Here is a 23,075-nt window from a genome sequence, read left to right on the forward strand (position 1 = left end):
TAATTTAAGTATGTTAAAGCAAGCTTTTAAGATGAACTAATTATAACATGAAATGAGGAATTACATGGAACGCGTATTTTTATCAAGCCCGCATATGTCTGGTAATGAACAAAAATATATTCAAGAAGCATTTGATCTTAATTGGATCGCTCCATTAGGAAATAACGTGGATGGTTTTGAAAAAGAGTTGTCGGAATATAATTCTATTAATCATGCAGCAGTTGTTTCATCTGGAACAGCAGCTATTCATTTGGCATTGAAGCTATTGGATGTTCAACCAGAGGATACCGTTTTCTGTTCCTCTTTAACATTTGTAGCAACTGTTAACCCTGTGCTATATGAGGGTGCTACACCAGTATTCATTGATTCAGAGCCGGATACTTGGAACATGTCTCCAGTAGCTATAGAACACGCGTTAGTGGATGCTAAACGTGATGGGAATTTGCCTAAAGCTGTTATTGTCGTTAATTTATACGGCCAAAGCGCGAAAATGGATGAAATTATAACTGTTTGTAATAGATATAATGTTCCGGTTATTGAAGATGCTGCTGAATCATTAGGAAGCGAATACAAAGGTCAAAAGAGTGGTACCTTTGGCCAGTTTGGGATTTACTCATTTAATGGTAATAAGATTATTACAACATCAGGTGGGGGAGCCCTAGTTTCCAATGATGAGGAATCTATTCAAAAAGCTCGTTTTCTAGCAACACAGGCTCGTGACCCTGCCGTTCACTATCAGCATAGTGAAGTTGGTTATAACTATCGAATGAGTAATATCGTAGCTGGAATTGGTAGAGGACAGTTAGAAGTCTTAGATGAACGTGTGAATCAAAGACGTCTGTATTTAATAATTATTATGAAGCTTTTAAGGATATTCAAGGCATTGAGTTCCAGCCTGAATTAAAAGATACACGTTCCAATCGTTGGTTAACGGCATTGACCATTAATCCTGAAAAAGCGGGTATCACTCGCAATGACATTATTCATGCATTAGATGAACAGAATATAGAAGCTAGACCAGTATGGAAACCAATGCATTTACAGCCACTATTTGAGGGTTGTAAATATTATAGTCATCATAATAATGAAAGTATTTCCGACCAACTTTTTGAAAATGGTTTATGCCTACCTTCAGGGTCTAATATGAGTGAAGAAACACAAGACAAAATTATTAAATTAATACTAGATCTATTGCCAACTGATTAATTCAGTTGGTTTTTTATACTGCAATTTCAGAAAAATCCTATTACTCTATTAAAATTAAATCGTAACTAAAGTATAATAGAATTAAAAGTCTTGTAATAGGAGAGAGATCATGAAGAAATTCTTGTTTGTGTTATTTTTTACTGGGATGTTATTTAGTTTTCTTCAAGGGGTGAGTGCTGAAGAAGCTGAAAGTGAGGTATTAATTTTAGAGGAGTCAAATGTTTATAGCGAGAACAGTAAGGATTCTACTATACTAAAAACATTTGAGAAAGGCTCAATCGTAAAAGTACATTCTTCTGAGTTTAAAAACTGGTTTTTAATTAGTTTAAACGATGAAGAAAAAGGTCAAGTAGAAGGATATATACATAAAGATAACATTGAGGTTATAGACAAGGAACAAGAGTTAAAATCAGGATACTCAAAAGGAACGCCTATTTATCAAAATCCAAACCAAGGTTCTAAAGTGTTAAAGGAATATAATGAAGGGAAGCTATTATATTATAAAACGTTCACATCAAACTGGTATGAAGCATTAGTTTATGTGGACGGAGAGGCTGCTACAGGTTATATACACAAAGGTGATATAGAATACCCTGTTGAAGATCAAAAAAGTTTAACCGGTATTGCGTTAAATAAAAGTACAAATGTTTATAGTGAACCGATGAAATCAAGTTCAACTTTAAAAAGTTATAGGCAAGGTAAATTGTTGTATTTCAAGACGTATTTAGATCAATGGTACGAAGCATTAGTTTATGTAGATGGAGAAGCTCAATCAGGCTACATACACGTTAATGATGTTGAAATTCCGACAAATAATCCTGAGTTACTTCAGGGCGTGGCGATGACCAGCCCAACAAACATTTATACAATGGCATCCAAATCTAGTGATGTTCTAAAAACTATGATAAAGGGTCAGTTCTTTATTATAAAACATATATAAATGGTTGGTATGAGGCAATTGTCTATGTGAATGGCTCTAAACGAATAGGGTACATCTCAGCATCTGATGTAGAAGAACCGACTGATCAACCAGTTAATCTATCTGGAATTGCATTAAAGCAGAAAACAAATGTGTATTCTAGTTTAAATGACGACTCAAGAGTATTAAAAGATTATTCCCAAGGATCTAAACTCTACTATCAGACTTACTTAAATGGCTGGTATAAAGCAATCGTCTACGTAAACGGTGAGAGAAAAACTGGCTATATTAAGGCGAGTGATGTAGAACAACCTGTTGAGAATCAAGAAAATCTAAAAGGTGTAGCTGTCAAAGATCGGGTTTACGTTTATGACCGTCCAAGTCGTCAATCAGGTCAGTTAAAATCTTATAGAGCAGGTAAACTACTTTATTATAAAACTTATTTAAACAATTGGTACGAAGCGTTAGTCTATGTCAATGGCAAACCGAAAACAGGTTATATTCATAAGTCAGATGTAGAAGAACCTGTAGAGAATCAAAAGAGTTTAAAGGGTTATGCTTATAACTCAACTGTTCATGTGTACAAGCTCCCGAGTAAAGGGGCAAGTTCACTAAAATCATATCGTGAAGGCAAGTTATTATATTATAAAACGTATTTAAAAAATTGGTATGAAGCTATAGTTTATGTTAATAATAAGCGAACAACAGGTTATATTTATAAATCGGATGTTATTAATCAAAATGCGAAGCAAGATCTAGTTGAAGGTTATGCTTCTAAAGAAAAAACTTACGTGTATAAGAGTACTAGTAAAAATTCTAAAAAATTAAAGGGTTATGATTTCAACTCTAAATTGATCTTTAAAACATTTACTCGCAATTGGTATGAAGCTATCGTGTTTGTAGATGGAGAGCGACACAAAGGTTATATTTCAAAAGACGATATTTCTTTAGATAAATTTACGTTTAATTCAATCGTGAATCCTAAGACTGAGTACTCTTATAATCAAATGGTCTCGGATATTAAAAAGCTTGAAAACACATATCCTCATTTAATTGAAGCGGAGGTCATTGGCCGGTCTAATGATGGACGTAAAATTTATGCAGTTAAAATAGGGAAGGGATCTAATGATACACTTGTTACAGCATCTATTCATGCTAGAGAGTGGATTTCTACTAATCTAGTTATGGAACAGATTGATTCCTATGCTGAGGCTTATATGAAAGATAATCGTATTAGTGGAGTGGATGTGAAGGACACTTTAAATGATGTAACTCTACATTTTATTACGATGGTCAACCCAGATGGTGTTACGTTGGTCCAAGAAGGAGCTTATGCACTAAGTAATACGTCACAGCTATTGAATATCAATAATGGGAGCAATGATTTTAAACACTGGAAATCAAATGGACGTGGAGTCGATATCAATCGAAACTTCTCGGTAGGTTGGGATAATGCGGGTAGTTATCCAGATAATCCTTCGTCTCAATTTTACAAAGGGCCAAGCCCAGTGAGTGAACCTGAGTCATTAGCTTTAGTAAATTATGCTAGTCGACATAATTTTAATGGTGCAATTAGTTATCATTCTTCAGGTCAATTAATTTATTGGGATGGTTCTGCTAGAGGGGCGAATCATTCAGAAACTAGAAGAATAGCCAATATTGCAGGTAATAAAACTGGTTACACTGTTATCAGAGAAATTGATCAATATTTAGGACATTTTTCAGATTGGTTTGCGTACCATATTAATGAGCCGTTTATTACGCCAGAATTATCTCCATCAGTAGGTGACAGACCTGTTCCATTAAGTCATTTTAATGATATCTGGGACGAAAATGATACGTTACCATTAATTATTGCGAATGAATTGAAATAAGTTACAAGTCCACCTTTAGGGTGGGCTTTTTCTTTTGTTGAATTGTATTTATTAGAGGAAAAATTAGACACCAATTGACAAATTATGCTATGATGTTCAAGGTGATTTTTTATGAAGAATGAAAATAGACAGCGTAGCGCTACACACTTCTTATCTGAAGAAGAAATAAAACGTTAACGCGCTCAATTCCAAATAGACGAACAGCATTAAAGAGACAACTAGTCTTCTCATCAATCATTATTGCATTGATTGTTGGGATGGTTGTTTTACTATAATGTTTAATTAAATTGAGTTTAAATGAAGTTAAGTAGGCATTCGGTAGCTGGCGATCTTAGCAATGCGTTAGACCCTTGAGCTTTGCGTCCCTATTTTTCAATAGGTTTGCCTTTGTCGTTTGCCAAAAGACATTCTGATGAATAAAAGATTTAATTAGAGGCTTAATGAGGAAGTCTCATTTTTAATACGTCACATAATTTTAAAATAGGTTAAATATCTTCTTCTTTTTCTTTCTCTTAAATCGAAATGGCTCATCGCTTATAACATGGCCATCTTCTGCTAAGATCTCCGCATTTTCTCTTAAGAAATAAACCATATCAAGTCCAAATTCTCTTCTAATACTCTCCCAGGCACTAGTCGAAGTAAAGCCTCTTGTCGTTGTATTATGTGCATCTGAAGCTACAAAATGAATTAAATTATGCTCAAGTAAATCGAAGCTGAATTCTTGAATCTTTTTTCCAAAATCGCCTGTGACACTTGCAGAGGTGACTTGACTTAAATTCCCATCTCGTACGAGTTTGTATAGTACATCTGGTTTTTGCATGATTTCTTTGTTGCGCTCAGGATGTGCAATGATTGGTTGATAGCCAGCTACTTGTACATCGAATAGTAATCGCTGAGCATATTCTGGTACGTGATCGGATGGAAACTCAATTAATACGTATTTGTCACTATTACCTAAGGTTAAAGCTTGATTAGAGTTAAGTTGTTCGACGAGGTCCCCGCTAATACGAATTTCTTGTCCAATCCTTAGTTCAACAGGTATATCTTCGTTGATCAGTTCTTTTTTCAGGTCATCAAAGTGTTCGTAAAGCTCTTCTTGATTGTAATCAAATAGAGGATGTAAGTGGTGTGGTGTTGCGTAGATCACTTTGACACCATCCTTGACAGCTGATTTAGCCATAGCAAGACTTTCTGTCATTGAATCGGCACCATCATCTAGACCATATAAAATATGACTGTGGAAATCAATCATAAGAAATACCTCCTCCCGTATTTTTGTCCACAGTACTATTGTACTATATAGTTATTTTCTGTCAATTATGAAAAATTAAACATTTTTAATTTCCGTAATAATAGTAGTAGCCACCGTCTTTAATATCGCGATCGTTAAGTACAGCGCCCAGAATATTAGCTTCAGCTTTATTTAATAGATCTTTTGCTTTCTTAGCAGCTTCCTTTTCTGTTTGTTTACTACGTACAACAAGTAATACTCCATCTACTAGGTTAGCTAATATTTGAGAATCTGTGACTGCTAGAACAGGTGGTGTATCAAATACAACAAGATCGTAAACGTCATTACTTTCCTTTAATAAACTCTTCATCGCTTTTGAACCTAATAGTTCAGACGGATTCGGCGGTATAGGTCCACACGTCATAATATCAAGACTTTCTACATTTGTTTGTTGGACAACTTTCTCAAGCTGATAGTCTCCTACTAAATAGTTACTCAAGCCAAAAGTATTATTTAATCTGAACGTGTAATGAACGGTCGGTTTTCTTAAGTCTGCATCAATTAACAATACCCTCTTACCTTGTTGAGCAAACACGATTGCTAGATTGGCTGCTGTTAGACTTTTACCTTCAGATGGCCCTGTAGATGTTAATAGAACAGACTTTAAATCCTGATCAATGTTGGCGAACTCCATATTGGTTCTAATGGTTCGGTATTGTTCAGTAATAGGCGATTTTACTTGATCTCTTGCGATTAGCGTACGTGAGTGTGGGTTTCTTAATTTAGATTTACGCGCCAATACGATCTCTCCTTCTGCTTCTTTTTCGTTTATAACTTTGATTTATTTCTTGTTCTTGAATTGTAGAGACAACTCCCATAATCGGTAGCCCGAGTGTATCTTCAATGTCTTGTTCTGTCTTGATGGTATTATCCAGGTATTCAAGCAAGAATGCGAGTCCCACTCCTACCATGACTCCTAGTACAAGAGCAATTGCAACATTCAGTTTAAGGTTCGGACTGACGGGTGATGGGTTACTTCCGACACTTGCTTCTGATAGAACGCTAACATTATCAACGTTCATGAGGTCAGGAAGTGTAGATTCGAAGACTTCATAAGTTGTGTTTGCAATCGTTTCAGCCCTGGTAGGATTAGAATCAGTTACCGTCACACTAACAACTTGAGAGTTATTAGCATTATTAACTGAGATTTTATTAGAAAGCTGACTAGCTGATAGATTTAAAGATTGCTCTTCAATGACTTGGTCTAATATACGAGGACTTTTAATAATAACGTTATATGTATTAATCATTTCAACATTAGAACGAATGTCGTTCACATCATATTGAGCTTCTTGACCAGAATCTTTTTGATTCACAATAAACTGAGTGGATGCTTCATACTGTGGAGTAATAAATAATTGAGTCATAATGAGGCTAATGAGTGCGGCCCCAATCGTTATGAGGGCAATTAATTTAAGTCTTTTCTTTAATACTTGAAAAATTTCTTGAAGTGAGATCGTTTCTTCCATATGATATCCTCCAAATTTTTTGATAGTTACTTACAAATTATAACATGGAACCACTGGGGGTATGTAGATACGTTACCCATTTTTAAACTGTTTGTAACATGCTTTTTATTGATAATAGGGGGCACAAAATTATGTGCCCCTTACATTATGAACAGTAATCTTCTTTTAATAGTTTTCTCAATTTCCGTTTAACTTCCTTCCCCCAACCTTTGACAGCATCGATTGTTGCTTGCTCTTGTGCGGCAATCACTCTAACCGGCTGCCCTTCTAGTATTCTTTTATTAAAGTAAATCCATTGTTTTGATGTTAACACTTGTTTAATCTGAAGTAAGATATATGGGTCTAACGTGTCCTGAAAAGGAACATCATTGTGACTAAGGTGAAAGTCCTGAGAAGCGAAACAGTGATCTGAGTAGCGTTTTTCTTTTCTAATGAGATCAATTAGACGACTCTTTACGACAATATAAGCTATTCTTGTAAATGAGTCTCGTCCATAGTATTTTTGATATGCTTCGTAAAATGCAACCAATCCTTCCTGATAGAAATCTCCATGATCATCCCTCACACCTAATTTATAGATTAGGTGATAAATTACCCCTTTGTGTTGTTCTAGAATTTGATTGAATTCTATTTCCTTAGTTACCATTTTCCTACCCCGTATAATATGGTAGGCATGCCTCCGGAACTGAATGAATATTCACAATAAAATTATAATTAAATGGTCCTAATTTGTCACCTATTTTATTGAAAAAATTTGTATTTATTTAGGTGAAAAATTTTATTAATTTTATAGACAAAAACAGACCTCACAATTAAGGTCTGTTTAACTTTGCTTTTGTCCGGCTCGACTGCCAAATCGTAAAGAGGATCGAGAGGACCGTTAAAACTAAAACGTCAGTGATATGGGTCTTGATACAAATAGCGTCCAATCTGGGTTGGTCATAAAAGCTCTTCTTAAGTTAACCTCCGCAATCGGCCCTAAGATGACGCCGATAATGGCTGGGGCGAGGGCGAATTTGTATTTTGTAAATAAGTAACCGATGATGCCCATCGCAAGTAGAATGTATAAGTCTGTGACTCGGTTGTTTAAAACGAACGTCCCGACAACACATAACATTAAGATAATTGGAACGAGAAGATGCGTTGGGACCTGCGTGACTTTGACAAAATACCGCATGCCCGCGAATTGAGTAATCAACATACCAAATGAGGCGATAAAGAAGGCAACGAATATACCCCCAACAATGCCTGGTTCTTCAACGATGAGAAGCGGGCCAGGGGTGATGCCATGCACCATTAAGGCTGATAATAAGACGGCGGTGACCGCTGAGCCTGGAATGCCTAAGGCAACGGTTGGGATGAGGTCGCCACCAACCGTTGAGTTATTCCCGGCTTCTGATGCGACAACGCCTTCCTCGCAGCCCGTACCGAATTTTTTAGGATCCTTGGACCATTTCTTCGCCTGATCATATGCAACGATATTGGCAATACTGCCCCCAGCTCCAGGGATGGCTCCGATAATGGACCCGATAAAAGAGGAGCCAATGAGTGTGCCGGGTTTCTTTAGTACGGTTTTAAGTGTTTTAATCGGGCGGAGGACGAACGCGACTTCAGCTGCATTTTCCTTCTGTTTTTCTTTTAGGTCTTTCTCCATCTGAGGTTTTTCGAGCGACTCCATTAAGCGTGAGATTGCGAACATGCCGATTAAGACGACTAAAAACGGGATGCCTGCTCTTAGGACGCTTAAATCAAAGGTAAATCTTGCAAAGCCCATAATCGGATCAGCGCCAATTGTTGAAATGAGGATCCCGAATAGGCCGGCAATGAGTCCTTTAATCATCGATTCCCCTGTCACGCTCGCAATGATGGTTAAGGCTAAACAGATTAGGGCGAACATTTCCCATGGTCCGAATTTTAACGCAAATTGCGAAACCTGCGGGGCAATCGTGACTAAAATAAGTAAGCTAATGATGGAGCTTAGGAATGAGGCCCAAATTCCAATCGAAAGGGCCTTACCTGGGTGACCATTTTTCGCCATTGGGTAGGCATCAAAGGTGGTCGCGACAGATGATGGTGTGCCTGGAATACCGAGTAGGGCTGCACTAATCAGACCACCTGACATCCCGCCAACGAAGACCCCAATCATCGCCGCAATTCCCGTGACTGGCTCCATGCCGAATGTTAAGGGTAGCGTAAGGACGATCGCCATAGCTACGGTAAACCCTGGGATGAGTCCAGCGATGACGCCAACGACGACTCCGATAAATATAACGAGTAATATTTTTATGTTTAAAATTTCTCCGAAACCGAGATATAGTAAATCAAACATCGCATGTCCCTCCTCTTAGAAGAATAGTCCTGTTGGGAATCTGACTTGTAGTACGTTTTGGAAAATACATATAGGCCAATCGTTAACACAAAGGCAATGCTTGTGATGGTGATAATGTCCTTTTTCGTTCTAGGACCGACAATGAGTGCCGTTACGATCATAAAGATGATAGATGAAATGATAAAGCCGATGATTTGAATGAACAGGATATATAATAGAAGTAATCCTAACGTGATGAACACGAGTTTGTGTTCGCGGATGATATCTTTGATCGATGATTGGCTGCCTTCTTTGTTTTTCATTAGCTGGATTGTTTTTGTATGGACAGGATTAACGCAAGTGAACCAAGTAAGATGGCCACAAATTGCGGGAATGAACCTGGATCTAATTGGGATTCATTCATTGACGGCAAATCATCTGAGTTTATGTAAATTAATATGGATAATAGCACGAGTAGTAGTGCTAAGATTAACTCTCCCAAGATGGTTCCTCCTAACAAAACATAGAGGGAACGCGAATCCCCTCTATGGATTTATTCTTCAGATAGATTTGAGATGATGTCACTAATGACTTTGTCTTGTTTGTCTAGGTATTCTTTGTATTCCTCAGTGCCCATGAAGTTCACGCTAGCACCGACGTTTTCGACAGCTTTAATGTAGTCTTCATCTTTTGATGTTTCCTCTAATGCTTTCTCCAGTTTTTCAACGATTTCAGGCGGGGTGTCTTTTGGTGCGACATAACCACGGTTAATCCCCATCGTTAAGTCATAGCCCTTTTCAACAAAGGTTGGTAGGTCTGGTGCTTTATCGATACGTTCTTTTGTTCCAACCGCAATGAAGTTCATTTTGCCTGCTTCAACAAAGTCACTGCCTGATGGATAATCCACAATGGCTGCATCAATGTGGCCACCTGCTAAGGCTTGAATGGCTTCTGAAATACCTTCATATCCGACGAGGTTGTAGTTAATATCCAGCTCGTTACCGATTTGTTCGACCCAAACACGCGGGATTCCGGCAACCGTTCCTCCGAATTGGATTTCGTTTTCTTGACCGTACTTGACGAACTCTTCTAATGTTTCAACGCCTAAGTCACTTGAGACAGCTAAGATTTGATCAGATGATGACATTGATGCGATTGGCTTGAAGCTGTCGTAGTTAATGTCGGTGACATCTGAATGATGGGACACGAGCAGACCTTCATGAATTTGGCCGATGTTATAGCCGTTTGCTTCTTTGTTCGTGAGCTCTTCTAATCCAACCGTTCCACCGACACCTGGCACGTTAACGGGAACAATGTCTGTTCCGATGTGTTCTGACGCATGTTCGGCAACTAACCGACCTTCAATGTCACTTCCTCCACCTGGTGACCACGGAATCGTCATTTCAATTTCTTGGGATGGATAATCCTCGACTGACTCTTCTCCACTTGAGCAGGCTACTAATGAAACTGCCGCAACGGGGAGGAGGGCTGATGCTAAAAGACGCTTTACTTTGTTCATATTGACCTCTCCTTTGTCTCTTTTATGTACTAAATGTTTTCAAACAATTTTGATGTTTCAAACATTATAATTCAAACATTTTTGTCAGTCAACAGGGTTATTTAGTTTCTTTAAGAAAATATTTTTTCATTTTTTATAACATTTTTGTTAGTTATTGGCATGTAAGCGTTAACAAAAGTGAGGGTAGGGTGGTTGATAGGGCGAGGATGTAAGCGATTTTTCATAAGGTTAGTGTGTAAGTCATATGTTTTACAAAATGTTATATAATTTATAGTGAGTTTATTTTTTTGTAAATAATCTGATGATTTTTATTACTTTATGTGATAGGATGTTGTAAAATTACCAAACAAACGAAGGGGAGATTAGGATGGTAGAATTTGATCCAATGTATTACCCGTACGCATCGAGGCGAAATGCCGTTTACGGAAATAACGGAATGGTTGCGACCTCTCAGCCGTTAGCAGCTGAAGCGGGACTTGAGGTTTTGAAAAAGGGAGGAAACGCAATTGACGCGGCGATCGCAACGGCTGCTGCTTTAACCGTGGTTGAGCCGACGTCGAATGGAATCGGTTCTGATTCATTCGCGCTCGTCTGGGTCGATGGCAAAATTCATGGACTTAATGCGAGTGGCTATGCACCAAGTGGAATTTCGATTGAAAAATTAAAGGAGCTTGGTTATGACGAAATCCCAACATTCGGTAAGGTTCCGGTGACGGTTCCTGGAACACCTAAAGGCTGGGCGGAGTTGTCAGAGCGCTTTGGGAAGTTACCTTTTGAAGAGCTGTTTGTGCCAGCAATTCGCTATGCGGAGGAAGGCTATCCGCTGTCGCCGACGTTAGGCTTTCACTGGAAGAGTGCTTATAAGAAGTTCAAAGAGATTTTTAAAGATGATGCCATTTATGATGAATGGTTTAACGTGTTTGCGCCGAATGGTCGGGCACCTGAAACCGGTGAGCTGTGGAAATCTCCAGGGCACGCACGAACATTACGCGAGATAGCGAAAACCAAAGCCGAGTCGTTTTATAGTGGAGAGCTCGCAGATGAGATCGATGCTTATTTTACTAAACATGAAGGTTTTTTAACGAAGGAAGATTTGTCTAGTTATGAAGCCAAGTGGGTGGACCCGATTAAGGTGAATTACCGCGGCTATGATGTGTGGGAGATCCCGCCGAATGGTCAGGGGATCATCGCATTAATGGCTCTTAATATTCTAAAAGGCTATGAGTTTAACGAAAAAGATAGCGTGGATACATACCACAAACAGATTGAAGCGATGAAGCTGTCGTTCACCGATGGGCTTGAGTATATCACCCAGCAAGAGCACATGGACGTGAGCGTAGAGGAGCTGTTGTCAGATCAGTATGCGGATGCGCGCCGTAAGTTAATCGGTGACGAAGCACTTGAACCGACTCCAGGTGAACCTCAGCGTGGCGGAACGGTTTATTTATCGGCAGCTGACGGCGAGGGTAATATGATTTCTTATATTCAGAGCAATTATATGGGATTCGGCTCAGGCGTGGTCGTGCCAGGAACAGGCATTGCGATGCAAAACCGCGGGCATACGTTCTCGCTAGATTCGGAGCATGTGAACTCTCTTGAGCCAGGCAAGCAGACGTACCACACGATTATTCCAGGATTTTTATCGAAAGGAAGCGAAGCGGTTGGTCCATTTGGCGTGATGGGCGGATTCATGCAACCACAAGGCCATGCGCAGGTCGTCATGAACATGGTTGATTTTGATTTGAACCCTCAGGCGGCCCTTGATGCTCCGCGCTGGCAGTGGATGAAGGATAAGGTCGTGAAAGTCGACCCGCTATTTCCTGAACATCTCGCCCAAGCATTACAGCGCCGCGGACACAAGGTTGAACGCAGCCTGTACCATCATGAGTTTGGGCGTGGGCAAATCATTGTGCGCGATCCCGAGACTGGTGTGCTATGCGGCGGAACCGAACCGAGAACCGACGGCCACGTGGCGGTTTGGTAGATTGAAGTGCAAAGTCCCATAAGCAGGGGTGAATGTCTCATAAATGAGCTCTAATGTCCCAAAAACAGCCTTCAATGTCTCATAAATGAGCTCTAATGTCCCAAAAACAGCCTTCAATGTCTCATATACGAAGAAAGATGTACTAATTCGACAAAATTCGTGTCTCATAAATTTGAATTAATGTCCCAAAAAAGGGCGTCCCGGTATTTAGGGACACCCTTTTCCTTAACAACTATAGTTTTAAGCCCGTCCGGCTTTTGAAGCGGCGAAGCAGGATGTGACTTTCGACTCGCGTAATGCCATCGAGTGCATACAGCTCTTCGTTGATGAATTTTTCAAGTTCATTGAAGTCTTCAACGAGCACGTGGGTATGTAAGGTGCTGGGACCTGTCATTTGATAACAGCTTGCGACCTTTGGATTCTCAGCAAGCCTTTCAGCGACATAAACGAGATGGGTCGGGTCGCAGTCAACGTTGAAAAACGCGGATACGCCTTTTCCGACTTTCTCGGAGTTAATGACGACGCTGAACTTTTCGATGATGCCGGCTTCTTGCATTTGGTTAATGCGATCGCGGACAGCAACTCTTGATAAATCGAGTTCTTTAGCTAAATCGACGTAAGACATTCGGCCTTCGTCGCTTAAGATATTGAGAATTTTAATATCTGTGTCTGTTAATTTCATGCGTTCTCACCACTTTTAATAGATTAATATATTTCACATTATACGAGAAAAGTGCAGATGTGTCACACCTGTATTTTGAAAAAATTTGAAAGTTATTACAACATGAAAGCGAGGTGTTCCACGTGGATTGGACGTTACAGAAGAAAATCTTCGTCAGTTTTTAGATCAAGCATGCTTGGATTCGGTGGTGGTCCGTCAACGATTCCGCTTGTACATAAAGAAGTGGTGGAGACGTATGAGTGGATGAATGATGAAGAGTTTGGCGATGTGCTTGCGATTGGTAACACACTCCCAGGACCGATCATGACGAAAATGGCTGGTTACATCGGCTATCAGGTCGGCGGGCGAATTGGCATGATAAATGCGCTGGCTGCTGCGGTTCTGCCGACAGTACTAATCATGATTACGCTGATCGGGGTGCTCATTGCCTACCGTGATACGCCGGTTGTCCAGGGGATGACACAAGCGATTGCGCCGGTTGTTGGGGTGATGCTGTTTGTGCTAGCGTATTCGTTTGTCAAAAAGTCGAAGGAAGCGCTTGGATGGACGATTGCGATTATCTTAAGTGTCGTAAGCTTAATTGCCTACGTTTGGCTCAATGTTCACCCGGCGATTTTAATTGGAGCGCTGATGATTTACGCACTGGTGAGCAAGCCAAAACCAACATCATGAGAGGAGGAACCTTATGTTAGATCTTTGGTATTTGTTTTTAGCCTTTTTAATTCCAGGAATTCTGGGCTACGGCGGTGGACCGGCGTCGATTCCCTTGATTGAGCACGAAGTCGTTAAGAACTATGAATTTTTAACGACAACAGAATTTGGAGAAATCCTAGCGCTCGGAAATGCGCTCCCAGGACCAATCGCAACGAAACTAGCAGGCTATATCGGCTATCATGTTGCGGGTACTCCGGGTGCAATTGTCGCGCTAATCGCAACGATTGTCCCATCACTTGTGGCCATGATTTTGCTACTCGGGCTAATCATGAAGTTTAAAGATTCGCCAAAGTGAAGAAGATGACATCGCTGATTCGGCCGACGATTGGGATCTTATTATTCGTTTTAGCGTTTCAATTTTTTGATACATCGTACCAGTCGGCAGGATTACTGCAAACTGCGATTCTAATCATATCTAGTTTTCTTCTGCTTGAAAAAGCCAAACTTCACCCAGCTTTTGTCATTATGGGAGCTTTAACATACGGGGCTATTTTCCTAAGTTAAAAAGTAACATTTTGTATAGTCTGAATAGTCAAAATTAATCAAAAAGTGAATGTTTATTCATTAAAAATAATAAAAAGTTAAAATATCATTGATTTTTACTTATTTTGTATATAATATTCTTTAAAATCTTTTTATCTGACTATTACATTAACTCGATAAAGGGGGTAAAACTCATGATCAATTTAATCATCTCAAGGCTCGTGCAAATGTTCTTCTTGCTTTTGGGCATATCGTTCATCGTCTTTATGAGCATGCACTTTGCCCCTGGTGATCCAGCCCGAATTATTGGCGGACCAACAGCTAATGAGTCTGACATTGAAAATATTAGGGCAAGCCTTGGACTGAACCGGCCAATCTTAGTTCAATACTGGGACTACCTAGTAGGCGTGTTGCAGGGTGATTTAGGGTTTTCCTATCAATCTAACGAGTCGGTCAACCAAGCTATTGCGACTAGATTTCCAAACACATTAAATCTAGCCATCGCGAGTATGATTGTCGCGGTGATCATCGGAGTTGTGGCTGGAATCGTATCAGCCCTTAAACAAAACACATGGTGGGATGTTTTTACGACTACGGGAGCACTGGCGGGAATCTCGATTCCAAAACTTCTGGTTAGGGACGATTTTAATTCTTATTTTCGCCGTCAACTTACAGTGGTTTCCGGCTGGTGGATTAAGCGCTCCGTTCTGGACGCTTCAAGGCATGAAAGAACTGGCGTTACCAGCGATTACGCTTGGAACAGGTTCGGCAGCGTTAATCGCCCGAATGACGAGATCCTCGATGCTGGAAGTGATCCGCTCTGATTTCGTCAGAACAGCGAGAGCGAAAGGGGTCAAAGAAAAAGTCGTCGTGTTTGTCCACTGTATGAGAAACGCGATGATTCCTGTCATCACCGTAATCGGTATGAACTTCGGGTTTTTACTTGGCGGAACGATTATTACGGAACAAGTTTTCGCGATTAATGGTGTTGGAAGACTCATGATTGATGCGATCGCGGACCGTGACTTCCCAATGGTACAAGGGTCGGTCCTACTCGTTGCCAGCTTGTTTGTCATTGTGAATTTAATTGTTGATATTGTGTATGCCTTTATCGACCCAAGAATTAGTTACGACTAGAAGGGAGGAACGAAGATGTCAACGCAAACCGTCACTGCAAAAGGACTTAAGAATGTTGAGAAAGACAGTGTCTTTAAAGATACGATGAAGCGGATGCTTAAAAATAAGCTCGCTGTTATTGGACTTGTGATTATCACTATTCAAATTTTACTTGCCGCATTCGCACCGTTTTTAACGAGCTACGCACCTGACACTCAAACGTTATCAGCCCGTGAACTACCAATTGGATCTGAAGGCCACTGGCTAGGGACGGATAACTACGGACGCGACATGTGGAGCCGGATTGTTTATGGTGCGAGAATCTCCATCTTAGTTGGCTTAGGGTCCGTCGCCTTAGGGCTAATCGGAGGCGTGATCTTAGGGCTGCTTTCTGGTTACTACAAAAAATTAGATGCGATCATTATGCGGATTATGGACTTACTGTTCTCATTCCCAGGCATTTTACTAGCCATGCTCATCATCGCAATCTTAGGAACAAGCCTAGTGAACGTGGTGATTGCGATTAGTATTTGGTCGATTCCAAACTGCGCGAGAATTGTCCGCGGAAGTGTTTTATCGGCTAAAAAGGAAGAGTATATCTTGGCCCAAAGGTCACTTGGAGCTAGTGATAGGCGCATTATGTTTAAACATATTTTGCCGAATATAACAGCGCCGATTATCGTCTTTGCGACAATGCGTATGGCAACAGCGATTCTATCAACCTCAGCCTTAAGCTATTTAGGTTTAGGGGCACAGCCGCCAACACCTGAGTGGGGCGCAATGATTGCAGCAGGTCAGGACTATATGTGGACATCCCCGCATATGACGATTGTTCCTGGTATCGCAATTATGCTTGTTGTATTTGCTTTTAACGTTGTCGGAGATGGTTTGAGAGATGCGTTAGATCCAAATATGGAACTAGATTAAGAGGAGGAATTATGTATGAAAAATTATTGTTTTTACTAGTAGCTATTCCGATTCTACTATTAGCTGCTTGTACGGGTGGAAGTGAGAGCCAGCCAGAAGGAGGAAATGCAGAAGGTAATGAAGGCGGAGGTAGCGGAAGTGCTGATCAAACCCTTACATATGCATCCACATCAGATGCGCCGGGTTTATCGCCGATTGATACGAATGACAGTGTATCATCACACGTGATCGAGCAAGTCTATGAAACTCTTTTTAAGAGAAATGCCGAAACAGGCGAAATTGAACCACTTCTAGCTAAATCTTATGAAAACCCAGATGACAACACGTGGGTGATTAAGCTAAAAGAAGATATTAAATTCCATGACGGCACACCTTTTAACGCAGAAGCGGTTAAATACACATTTGAAACATTTTTAGATCCTGAACGTGCAGCACCGCGTGCGTCATTACTAGCACCCGTTGAAAGTATCGAAGTGAAAGATGAATATACCGTTGTCATTAAAACTAATAAGCCTTACGGTGCCATGCTAGCAGCTCTATCTCACTCAAACGCGTCGATTGTGAGCCCTGAAGCAGACAAGAGTGGGAACTTAAATGAGAACCCTGTTGGGACAGGACCTTTCAAATTTGTTTCTTGGGAAAAAGGTAACGAAATTGTTTTAGAGAAAAATGCGGATTATTGGCAGGGTGAGCCAACGCTTAACCAAGTAACATTTAAAGTTGTTCCATCTGTATCAACGGCTATTTCAATGATGGAAACAGGCGAAGTTGATTTTATTGATGGCGTGACTTCACAACATACGTCTCGATTAGAAGGTAACGGTTCGATTAATCTGATTAAAAAAGAAGGAACACCTGTTTACTACATGGGTTTTAACATGGAAAAAGAACCGATGAATAACCCAGAGTTCAGAAAAGCATTAGCTCATGCGATTGATCGTGATGCATACGTGGAATCGCTGAATGGGTTAGGTGTTCGCTCTAACAGCTTCGTTGGTCCACAAGTGTTTGGTTATGATGAAAGCGCAGAAGACCTTGGTTACAGTTATGACCCTGAAAAAGCGAAACAAATTATCGAAGAAAATGGCTTTGGCGATCAAACATATCACATGTTAGTAGCAAACCGTGACATGTATATTAATATGGCGGAGATCGCTCAAGCCCAGCTAAGCGAAGTTGGCATTAATGTTGAGATGGAAATGATTGAGTGGGGAACATTCCTAGATATGACAGCTGAAGGGAACTTTGACTTAACCTTCTTAGGTTGGTCGAACGTAACGGGTGACGGTAGTGAATTGTTATACCCTAACCTTCATACCGACAACTTAGGTTCTTCTAATCGAACGAGATATTCCAACAAAGAATTCGATGAGCTAGTTGTAAAATCTCGTACGACAACTGATCAGGAAAAACGTAAAGAATATTTAGCTGAAGCCAATGCCTTAGCGATCAAAGACGCTCCATGGGTACCCATGCACCACGGCGTTGTGACTGCAGCCGTCGTTGATTCAGTTAAAGGATTAGAATTATCACCAACAGGAAGTTGGAGACTATACAAAGTTTCTAGAGAGTAGGGATCGTATGACAGAACACTTATTAGACGTCAACAATCTAGTAACTTCTTTTCGAACAGCTGATGGAAATCTAACAGCTGTTCGAGGGGTATCTTTTTCAGTCGAACAAGGCGAGACTTTATGTATCGTCGGTGAATCTGGTTGCGGTAAAAGTATAACATCATTATCAGTGATGCAGCTTTTACCTAATGGTCAAATTGACAATGGCTCGATTCAATTTGACGGAAAGAGTTAACAGGTTTATCGCAGGATGAGATGAGGCAAATTCGCGGAAATGACATCTCGATGATTTTCCAGGAACCGATGACGGCATTAAATCCTGTTTTTACGGTAGGTTTTCAGATTCGTGAGCCACTTAAGATTCACTTAGGATTGTCAAAAAAGAGGCGACTCAGAAGGGGATCGAGCTGTTAAAACAAGTGGGCATTCCATCACCCGAGAAGCGGATGAATCAGTTTCCACATGAACTAAGCGGCGGGATGAGGCAGCGCGTGATGATTGCGATTGCGCTCGCTTGTAATCCGAAGCTTTTGATTGCGGACGAACCGACGACAGCTTTAGATGTGACGATTCAGTCGCAGATTCTAGATTTAATCGATGATTTAAAAGAAGAGCTCAACATGGGCGTGGTGATGATCACTCACGATATGGGTGTGGTTGCCGAAGTCGCTGATCGCGTCATGGTCATGTACGCTGGTGAGAAAATCGAAGAAGGCGACGTCGAGACGATTTTTAACCATCCAAAACACCCTTATACGAAAGGCTTGCTTAAGTCCGTGCCTAATGTTGATGATGCCGACCATAACTTAGAACCGATTGCGGGTTCACTGCCTAGTTTAAAAGAAGAAATAGTCGGCTGCCGATTCTTTGATCGCTGCGAATTTGCGACCGAAAAATGCCGAAGTCAATCACCACCAAGTTTTGCCGTATCAGAAGGCCATTCAGTCAGATGCTGGTTACAGGAGGGATCACATGATGAGCGAACAGCAAACTATTCTTAAACTCGACCAACTAAATAAACACTTTCCTGTACGAGGCGGATTGCTTAAGCGCGTGCAGAATCATGTGTACGCCGTTAATGATATATCGATTGACGTGAACGAGGGTGACTCAGTCGGGATTGTCGGAGAGTCGGGCTGCGGAAAGTCGACACTTGGCAGAACCATTTTAAGACTAGAGGAACCAACGAGTGGTGAGATTTGGTTTAAAGGTGAAAACATTACGGATTTAAGTGAACGAAAGCTTAAGAAATTTAAGCACGATATGCAGATGATTTTTCAGGATCCATTTGCATCGCTAGACCCGAGACAGCGTGTAGGCGATACGCTTGAAGAACCGTTCGTGATTCATACCGATTTATCTAAAGAAGAGCGAATGGAGAAGGTGGTTAAGCTCTTGCATGAAGTCGGGCTGGATGAGACGCATTATTATAAATATCCTCACCAGTTCAGCGGCGGGCAGCGGCAGAGAATTGGAATCGCGAGGGCCATTGCGCTGAACCCTGAGATGATCGTTTGCGATGAAGCGGTATCAGCCCTCGACGTGTCTGTGCAGGCGCAGGTTATTAAACTATTAAAAGAACTGCAGGATGAATATGATTTAACTTATCTATTTATCTCGCACGACTTGGGCGTCGTACGCCACTTCTGTAATAAAGTCTTGGTGATGTACCTTGGAAACATGGTCGAATGGGCGCCGGTTGATGAACTGTTTAGTAATCCGATTCATCCATATACAAGGGCGCTACTGTCTGCGATTCCAAGACCTATACCAGGTAAGGAACGCGAGAAGATCCAGCTGAAGGGCGATTTGCCTAGCCCGAGCGATCCACCAACAGGCTGCCCATTCCACACTCGTTGCCCTATCGCCACCGAGGTTTGTAAAGAGGTCAAGCCTGAGTGGCGCGAGGTCACACCGAATCACTATGTTGCTTGCCATGAGCGAGGGTGAGTAGAGGGGCGATTCATCGAAATGTGAACAGATGAGGCTCATATGCGGACAGTTTTCGTGGAAATACGAACACTTTGAACGCAGATACGGACAGATCACGTGAAAATGCGGACACTTTGATCGTAGATACGAACAGTTCACATGAAAATGCGGACACTTAAGTGACGGATGCGAACAATTGACCAGGAGATACAGACAATTGAAACGAATAAATAGATAAAAGGAGGTTTTACTATGGCAAAAACTCCAAACAACCTCGTTGCGACGTTTTCAATCGTCGGATTTGATCCAAATACTGGTGAATTAGGTGTCGCGACGCAGTCTAAGTTCCTTGGAGTAGGGGCGGTTGTCCCGTGGGCAGAGGCGAATGTGGGAGCAGTGGCGACTCAGTCACTCGCGAACACGGCGTTCGGTCCTGATGGTCTAGCCCTACTTAGAGAAGGCAAGACGGCTCAAGAAGCTCTGGACACGTTAACCAAAAATGACCCAGATGCGGCGATGCGCCAAGTTGGGATCGTGGACTTCAAAGGTAACTCAGCTACGTTCACTGGCGAGGGCTGCTATGATTGGGCTGGCGGAAAAGCAGGGAAGAACTATGCGGCTCAGGGTAACATCTTAGTTGGAGAAGATACCGTGACGGCGATGGCAGAGACGTTCGAAACAACAGAGGGCCAGCCCTTAGCTGAACGGTTACTCTCTTGTCTTCATGCGGCACAAAAAGCAGGCGGTGACAAGCGTGGGATGCAGTCAGCTGCGATTTATATCGTTAAAGAAAAAGGCGGCTATGGCGGGTACAACGACCGTTACCTAGACTTACGCGTGGATGAGCACGAAATGCCGATTGACGAGCTTGAACGAATCTATCGCTTACATCAGCTTTATTTTAATAAGCCAAAGGAAGAGAATATTGTTGAGTTGGATGATGAGAAAAAGTTCGCATTATCTAAAAAACTAGCAGAATTAGGTTACTTAGAAGAAGGCGGAGACTTTGATGAAGCGTTCCGTAATTACATTCACACGGAGAATTTTGAAGAACGCGAGCAAGAACCAGGTAAGATTGACTTGGAACTCTACTATTATATAGTAGGAAACCATTAATACCCCCTATAAATAGATGAAAAGTGGCACCTGTTTCATGACGGGTGCCATTTTTTCTGTAAAAAATGGAAATTTATCCGAAAATAAAAGTAGAGTGTCTTTTTAAGGGGGAAGTACGAATGAAAAAGGGAATCGCAATAGCTATTATTATCATTTTACCTATTCTATTTTTATTAGCACCAGCACTAGTCCTATTTTTAGGAGTTGTTGGATTAATTATACTTAAAGTTAAGTTTCCAGCGATTAAAGGGGCAGTTGGTGAGCGGTACGTTAATAAGGAACTGATTAAATTAGGCGACCAGTATCACATTTTATGTGCCGAATAAAGAGGGATGCACGACGCAAATTGACCACGTGGTGACCTCGCCTTATGGGATCTTTGTGATTGAAACGAAGCATTATCAGGGCTGGATTTTTGGGAAAGAGCATCAGAGATACTGGACTCAAACCATATATAAGAGAAAAGAAAAGCTGTACAATCCAATCTGGCAAAATTACGGGCACGTCCAATCGTTAAAACAGTTTCTCAGTAAAGAAGATATGAACTATCTATACTCTATTATTGTTTTTACGCAGGATTCAACATTAAAGTTTAAGGATGATTTTAAATCTGCGAGAGTCATTCAAATCCCGCAATTAGTGGGAGCTATTAGTGAACGAAAATTACCGAGAATTGGCCGAACTGAATTAGCGGAAATTAATCATGCCCTTGAAGGTTTAATCATCCATGATCGAAAAGAAAAGAGACAAGTTATGAAAAAGCATGTGGCTGATATTAAAACTAAGCAAAAAGTAAAAGTGTTCAAGGAAAAAGAGCAGATTAAACAAAACCTCTGCCCAAAATGCGGTGGCAAGTTGTCTCAAAAGAAAGGGAAGTATGGTTCGTTTTATGGGTGTAGTAATTATCCGAAGTGTCGGTATACGGGGAAGGTGTCGTAGGGGGAGCCCTTGACTTCATTTTAGAGATCTGTTCATAGACTAGGGTGGAAATATTTTATATTTTTAACATAGTAGAAAAAAGAATGTACTTAAAAGTGTTTTATATATTGGTAGTAGTTTTCAACAATCGGGCTACATTTAAATTATAATTAAATGATCCTGAATTGTAATTATTTATTGTATTCTGATCACGGTTTGAAGAAAATTTGTTAAGTCATGCTGACAATTGAAACAGTCATAGAGATAATGGAAACTCCTCCAAACAGGTGAAGCGCTTAGGAGTGGTAATTTGATGGGCCAAGATGAATGAGATGCGTATCTTAAGAACTTTTAATCTAGGGAAAATAAAGCTTTTGCGCTAGTGCGCAAAAGCAACAAACAAATTTTGGCACGCAATCATTTAAACTTATGTGGTATACAGTTTTAGTGAAAATATGAACAAATCATTTAAACTTGCGATCAATTTACACTAAATTGATTTATGATAATTATGAACAAAAATGAGTTAGAGTTCTTAACTATCTGTACACACCTAATTATCTTCTAATGGCATTTCGCAAGTAGAACTATCGCATTGTCCTGTAGGAATAATAGTTCTTCTTCTTGCAATCCAATCATAAGTTTTCTGACCTAAACCAATAAATGAAGCAAGTGTTAAAAAAGGAACCATTAACCAGAGAAGAGGGGTGTTTTTACAAATACGATTAATACAGTAAATTCCATCTTCTATTTCATGAGAGTGACTTTTAATAGAGTGAATACGATTTTCAAGCTTTTGGATATCTAGATTAAATATATCAACATACTCACTATCTCTAAACGATAGAAACTCTATGCGCTTAAACCAATCCAATCGTTTGAAACGTTTGATGCTTTCTTTACAAAAAGGACACCAACCATCATATAATACTACTATTTGTCTCACAGGATCATCACCACTTTTGCTTATTAATTTTTCTTTTCTCATTACCAACTAGCATCGAAAAATTACCATTAGAAAGCTGAAAAGCTTAATTAATTAC

General features: G+C 40.5%; 20 protein-coding genes, 4 pseudogenes and 1 riboswitch. Of the genes and pseudogenes, 14 read left to right on the forward strand and 10 right to left on the reverse strand.

Annotated elements, in window-relative coordinates; genetic code table 11:
* Positions 1-52: 52 nt before the first annotated feature.
* The 3 genes and pseudogenes from JCM13188_RS13050 (at position 53) to JCM13188_RS13060 (ending at position 3,999) form a co-directional block, all read left to right on the forward strand.
* Positions 53-1,206, forward strand: a pseudogene (locus JCM13188_RS13050) (aminotransferase class I/II-fold pyridoxal phosphate-dependent enzyme).
* Between the two features lie 109 nt (positions 1,207-1,315).
* Positions 1,316-2,146, forward strand: coding sequence for an SH3 domain-containing protein (locus tag JCM13188_RS13055; RefSeq protein WP_054754527.1), 831 nt, complete (start codon positions 1,316-1,318; stop codon positions 2,144-2,146).
* Between the two features lie 26 nt (positions 2,147-2,172).
* Entirely contained in the window at positions 2,173-3,999 is a 1,827-nt protein-coding gene (locus tag JCM13188_RS13060) for a M14 family zinc carboxypeptidase (RefSeq protein ID WP_054754528.1), read from the forward strand.
* A 314-nt stretch (positions 4,000-4,313) separates the two neighbouring features.
* A riboswitch (cyclic di-GMP riboswitch) is annotated at positions 4,314-4,395 on the reverse strand.
* 79 nt (positions 4,396-4,474) lie between these two features.
* On the opposite strand, the gene JCM13188_RS13065 is transcribed toward JCM13188_RS13060, so the two are convergent.
* The 8 genes from JCM13188_RS13065 to JCM13188_RS13095 all read right to left on the reverse strand — a co-directional run bounded on the left by JCM13188_RS13065 (position 4,475) and on the right by JCM13188_RS13095 (position 10,586).
* A complete protein-coding gene (locus JCM13188_RS13065) occupies positions 4,475-5,251 on the reverse strand; it encodes a tyrosine-protein phosphatase (RefSeq protein WP_054754529.1) in 777 nt (258 codons plus the stop codon).
* An 85-nt stretch (positions 5,252-5,336) separates the two neighbouring features.
* Positions 5,337-6,029, reverse strand: coding sequence for a CpsD/CapB family tyrosine-protein kinase (locus JCM13188_RS13070; RefSeq protein WP_054754530.1), 693 nt, complete (start codon positions 6,027-6,029; stop codon positions 5,337-5,339).
* Positions 6,019-6,759: a YveK family protein gene (locus JCM13188_RS13075; protein ID WP_054754531.1), complete on the reverse strand. Its 741-nt coding sequence runs from the start codon at positions 6,757-6,759 to the stop codon at positions 6,019-6,021. The genes JCM13188_RS13070 and JCM13188_RS13075 overlap by 11 nt, the downstream gene beginning before the upstream one ends.
* Positions 6,760-6,904: 145 nt before the next feature.
* Positions 6,905-7,405 carry a sigma-70 family RNA polymerase sigma factor gene (locus tag JCM13188_RS13080; RefSeq protein ID WP_054754532.1) on the reverse strand — a complete coding sequence of 167 codons (501 nt, stop codon included), beginning with the start codon at positions 7,403-7,405 and terminating at the stop codon, positions 6,905-6,907.
* A gap of 240 nt (positions 7,406-7,645) precedes the next feature.
* On the reverse strand, positions 7,646-9,088 hold the full coding sequence (locus JCM13188_RS13085; protein ID WP_279401835.1) for a tripartite tricarboxylate transporter permease: 1,443 nt from the start codon (positions 9,086-9,088) through the stop codon (positions 7,646-7,648).
* Positions 9,049-9,390, reverse strand: coding sequence for a tripartite tricarboxylate transporter TctB family protein (locus JCM13188_RS19315; RefSeq protein WP_500796498.1), 342 nt, complete (start codon positions 9,388-9,390; stop codon positions 9,049-9,051). Before JCM13188_RS19315 ends, JCM13188_RS13085 begins: the two co-directional genes overlap by 40 nt.
* Positions 9,390-9,569 carry a hypothetical protein gene (locus JCM13188_RS13090; protein ID WP_054754533.1) on the reverse strand — a complete coding sequence of 60 codons (180 nt, stop codon included), beginning with the start codon at positions 9,567-9,569 and terminating at the stop codon, positions 9,390-9,392. The genes JCM13188_RS19315 and JCM13188_RS13090 overlap by 1 nt, the downstream gene beginning before the upstream one ends.
* A gap of 51 nt (positions 9,570-9,620) precedes the next feature.
* Positions 9,621-10,586: a Bug family tripartite tricarboxylate transporter substrate binding protein gene (locus JCM13188_RS13095; protein WP_054754534.1), complete on the reverse strand. Its 966-nt coding sequence runs from the start codon at positions 10,584-10,586 to the stop codon at positions 9,621-9,623.
* 367 nt (positions 10,587-10,953) lie between these two features.
* Here JCM13188_RS13095 and JCM13188_RS13100 point away from each other — a divergent pair, with 367 nt between their 5' ends.
* On the forward strand, positions 10,954-12,570 hold the full coding sequence (locus JCM13188_RS13100; RefSeq protein ID WP_054754535.1) for a gamma-glutamyltransferase family protein: 1,617 nt from the start codon (positions 10,954-10,956) through the stop codon (positions 12,568-12,570).
* Positions 12,571-12,802: 232 nt separating this feature from the next.
* Here JCM13188_RS13100 and JCM13188_RS13105 read toward each other — a convergent pair whose 3' ends face one another.
* Positions 12,803-13,252 carry an Lrp/AsnC family transcriptional regulator gene (locus tag JCM13188_RS13105; protein ID WP_054754536.1) on the reverse strand — a complete coding sequence of 150 codons (450 nt, stop codon included), beginning with the start codon at positions 13,250-13,252 and terminating at the stop codon, positions 12,803-12,805.
* Between the two features lie 171 nt (positions 13,253-13,423).
* Between JCM13188_RS13105 and JCM13188_RS13110 the strand changes: the two genes are divergently transcribed.
* The 10 genes and pseudogenes from JCM13188_RS13110 (at position 13,424) to JCM13188_RS13155 (ending at position 22,053) form a co-directional block, all read left to right on the forward strand.
* The gene (locus JCM13188_RS13110; RefSeq protein WP_369405038.1) at positions 13,424-13,924 is read left to right on the forward strand and encodes a chromate transporter; all 501 of its coding nucleotides are present in this window, start codon (positions 13,424-13,426) and stop codon (positions 13,922-13,924) included.
* Positions 13,925-13,937: 13 nt separating this feature from the next.
* Positions 13,938-14,470, forward strand: a pseudogene (locus JCM13188_RS13115) (chromate transporter).
* A 173-nt stretch (positions 14,471-14,643) separates the two neighbouring features.
* A pseudogene (locus JCM13188_RS13120) lies at positions 14,644-15,586 on the forward strand (ABC transporter permease).
* A 15-nt stretch (positions 15,587-15,601) separates the two neighbouring features.
* Positions 15,602-16,492: an ABC transporter permease gene (locus JCM13188_RS13125; protein ID WP_054754537.1), complete on the forward strand. Its 891-nt coding sequence runs from the start codon at positions 15,602-15,604 to the stop codon at positions 16,490-16,492.
* 11 nt (positions 16,493-16,503) lie between these two features.
* Entirely contained in the window at positions 16,504-18,066 is a 1,563-nt protein-coding gene (locus tag JCM13188_RS13130; protein ID WP_054754538.1) for a glutathione ABC transporter substrate-binding protein, read from the forward strand.
* A 7-nt stretch (positions 18,067-18,073) separates the two neighbouring features.
* Positions 18,074-19,067 (forward strand): annotated as a pseudogene (locus JCM13188_RS13135) (ABC transporter ATP-binding protein).
* The gene (locus tag JCM13188_RS13140) at positions 19,039-20,016 is read left to right on the forward strand and encodes an ABC transporter ATP-binding protein (protein ID WP_054754539.1); all 978 of its coding nucleotides are present in this window, start codon (positions 19,039-19,041) and stop codon (positions 20,014-20,016) included. Before JCM13188_RS13135 ends, JCM13188_RS13140 begins: the two are co-directional and overlap by 29 nt.
* Before the next feature lie 234 nt (positions 20,017-20,250).
* Entirely contained in the window at positions 20,251-21,114 is an 864-nt protein-coding gene (locus JCM13188_RS13145; RefSeq protein ID WP_054754540.1) for a DUF1028 domain-containing protein, read from the forward strand.
* A gap of 119 nt (positions 21,115-21,233) precedes the next feature.
* On the forward strand, positions 21,234-21,440 hold the full coding sequence (locus tag JCM13188_RS13150) for a hypothetical protein (protein WP_054754541.1): 207 nt from the start codon (positions 21,234-21,236) through the stop codon (positions 21,438-21,440).
* The gene (locus JCM13188_RS13155; RefSeq protein ID WP_279401836.1) at positions 21,430-22,053 is read left to right on the forward strand and encodes an NERD domain-containing protein; all 624 of its coding nucleotides are present in this window, start codon (positions 21,430-21,432) and stop codon (positions 22,051-22,053) included. The genes JCM13188_RS13150 and JCM13188_RS13155 overlap by 11 nt, the downstream gene beginning before the upstream one ends.
* A gap of 532 nt (positions 22,054-22,585) precedes the next feature.
* On the opposite strand, the gene JCM13188_RS13160 is transcribed toward JCM13188_RS13155, so the two are convergent.
* Positions 22,586-23,020 (reverse strand): thiol-disulfide oxidoreductase DCC family protein, encoded by a 435-nt coding sequence (locus JCM13188_RS13160; protein ID WP_054754543.1) that lies wholly within the window; start codon positions 23,018-23,020, stop codon positions 22,586-22,588.
* Positions 23,021-23,075: the final 55 nt, after the last annotated feature.

Source organism: Piscibacillus salipiscarius JCM 13188, assembly GCF_001311865.1.
In the GTDB taxonomy this organism is placed as follows: Bacteria; Bacillota; Bacilli; order Bacillales; family Alkalibacillaceae; genus Piscibacillus; species Piscibacillus salipiscarius.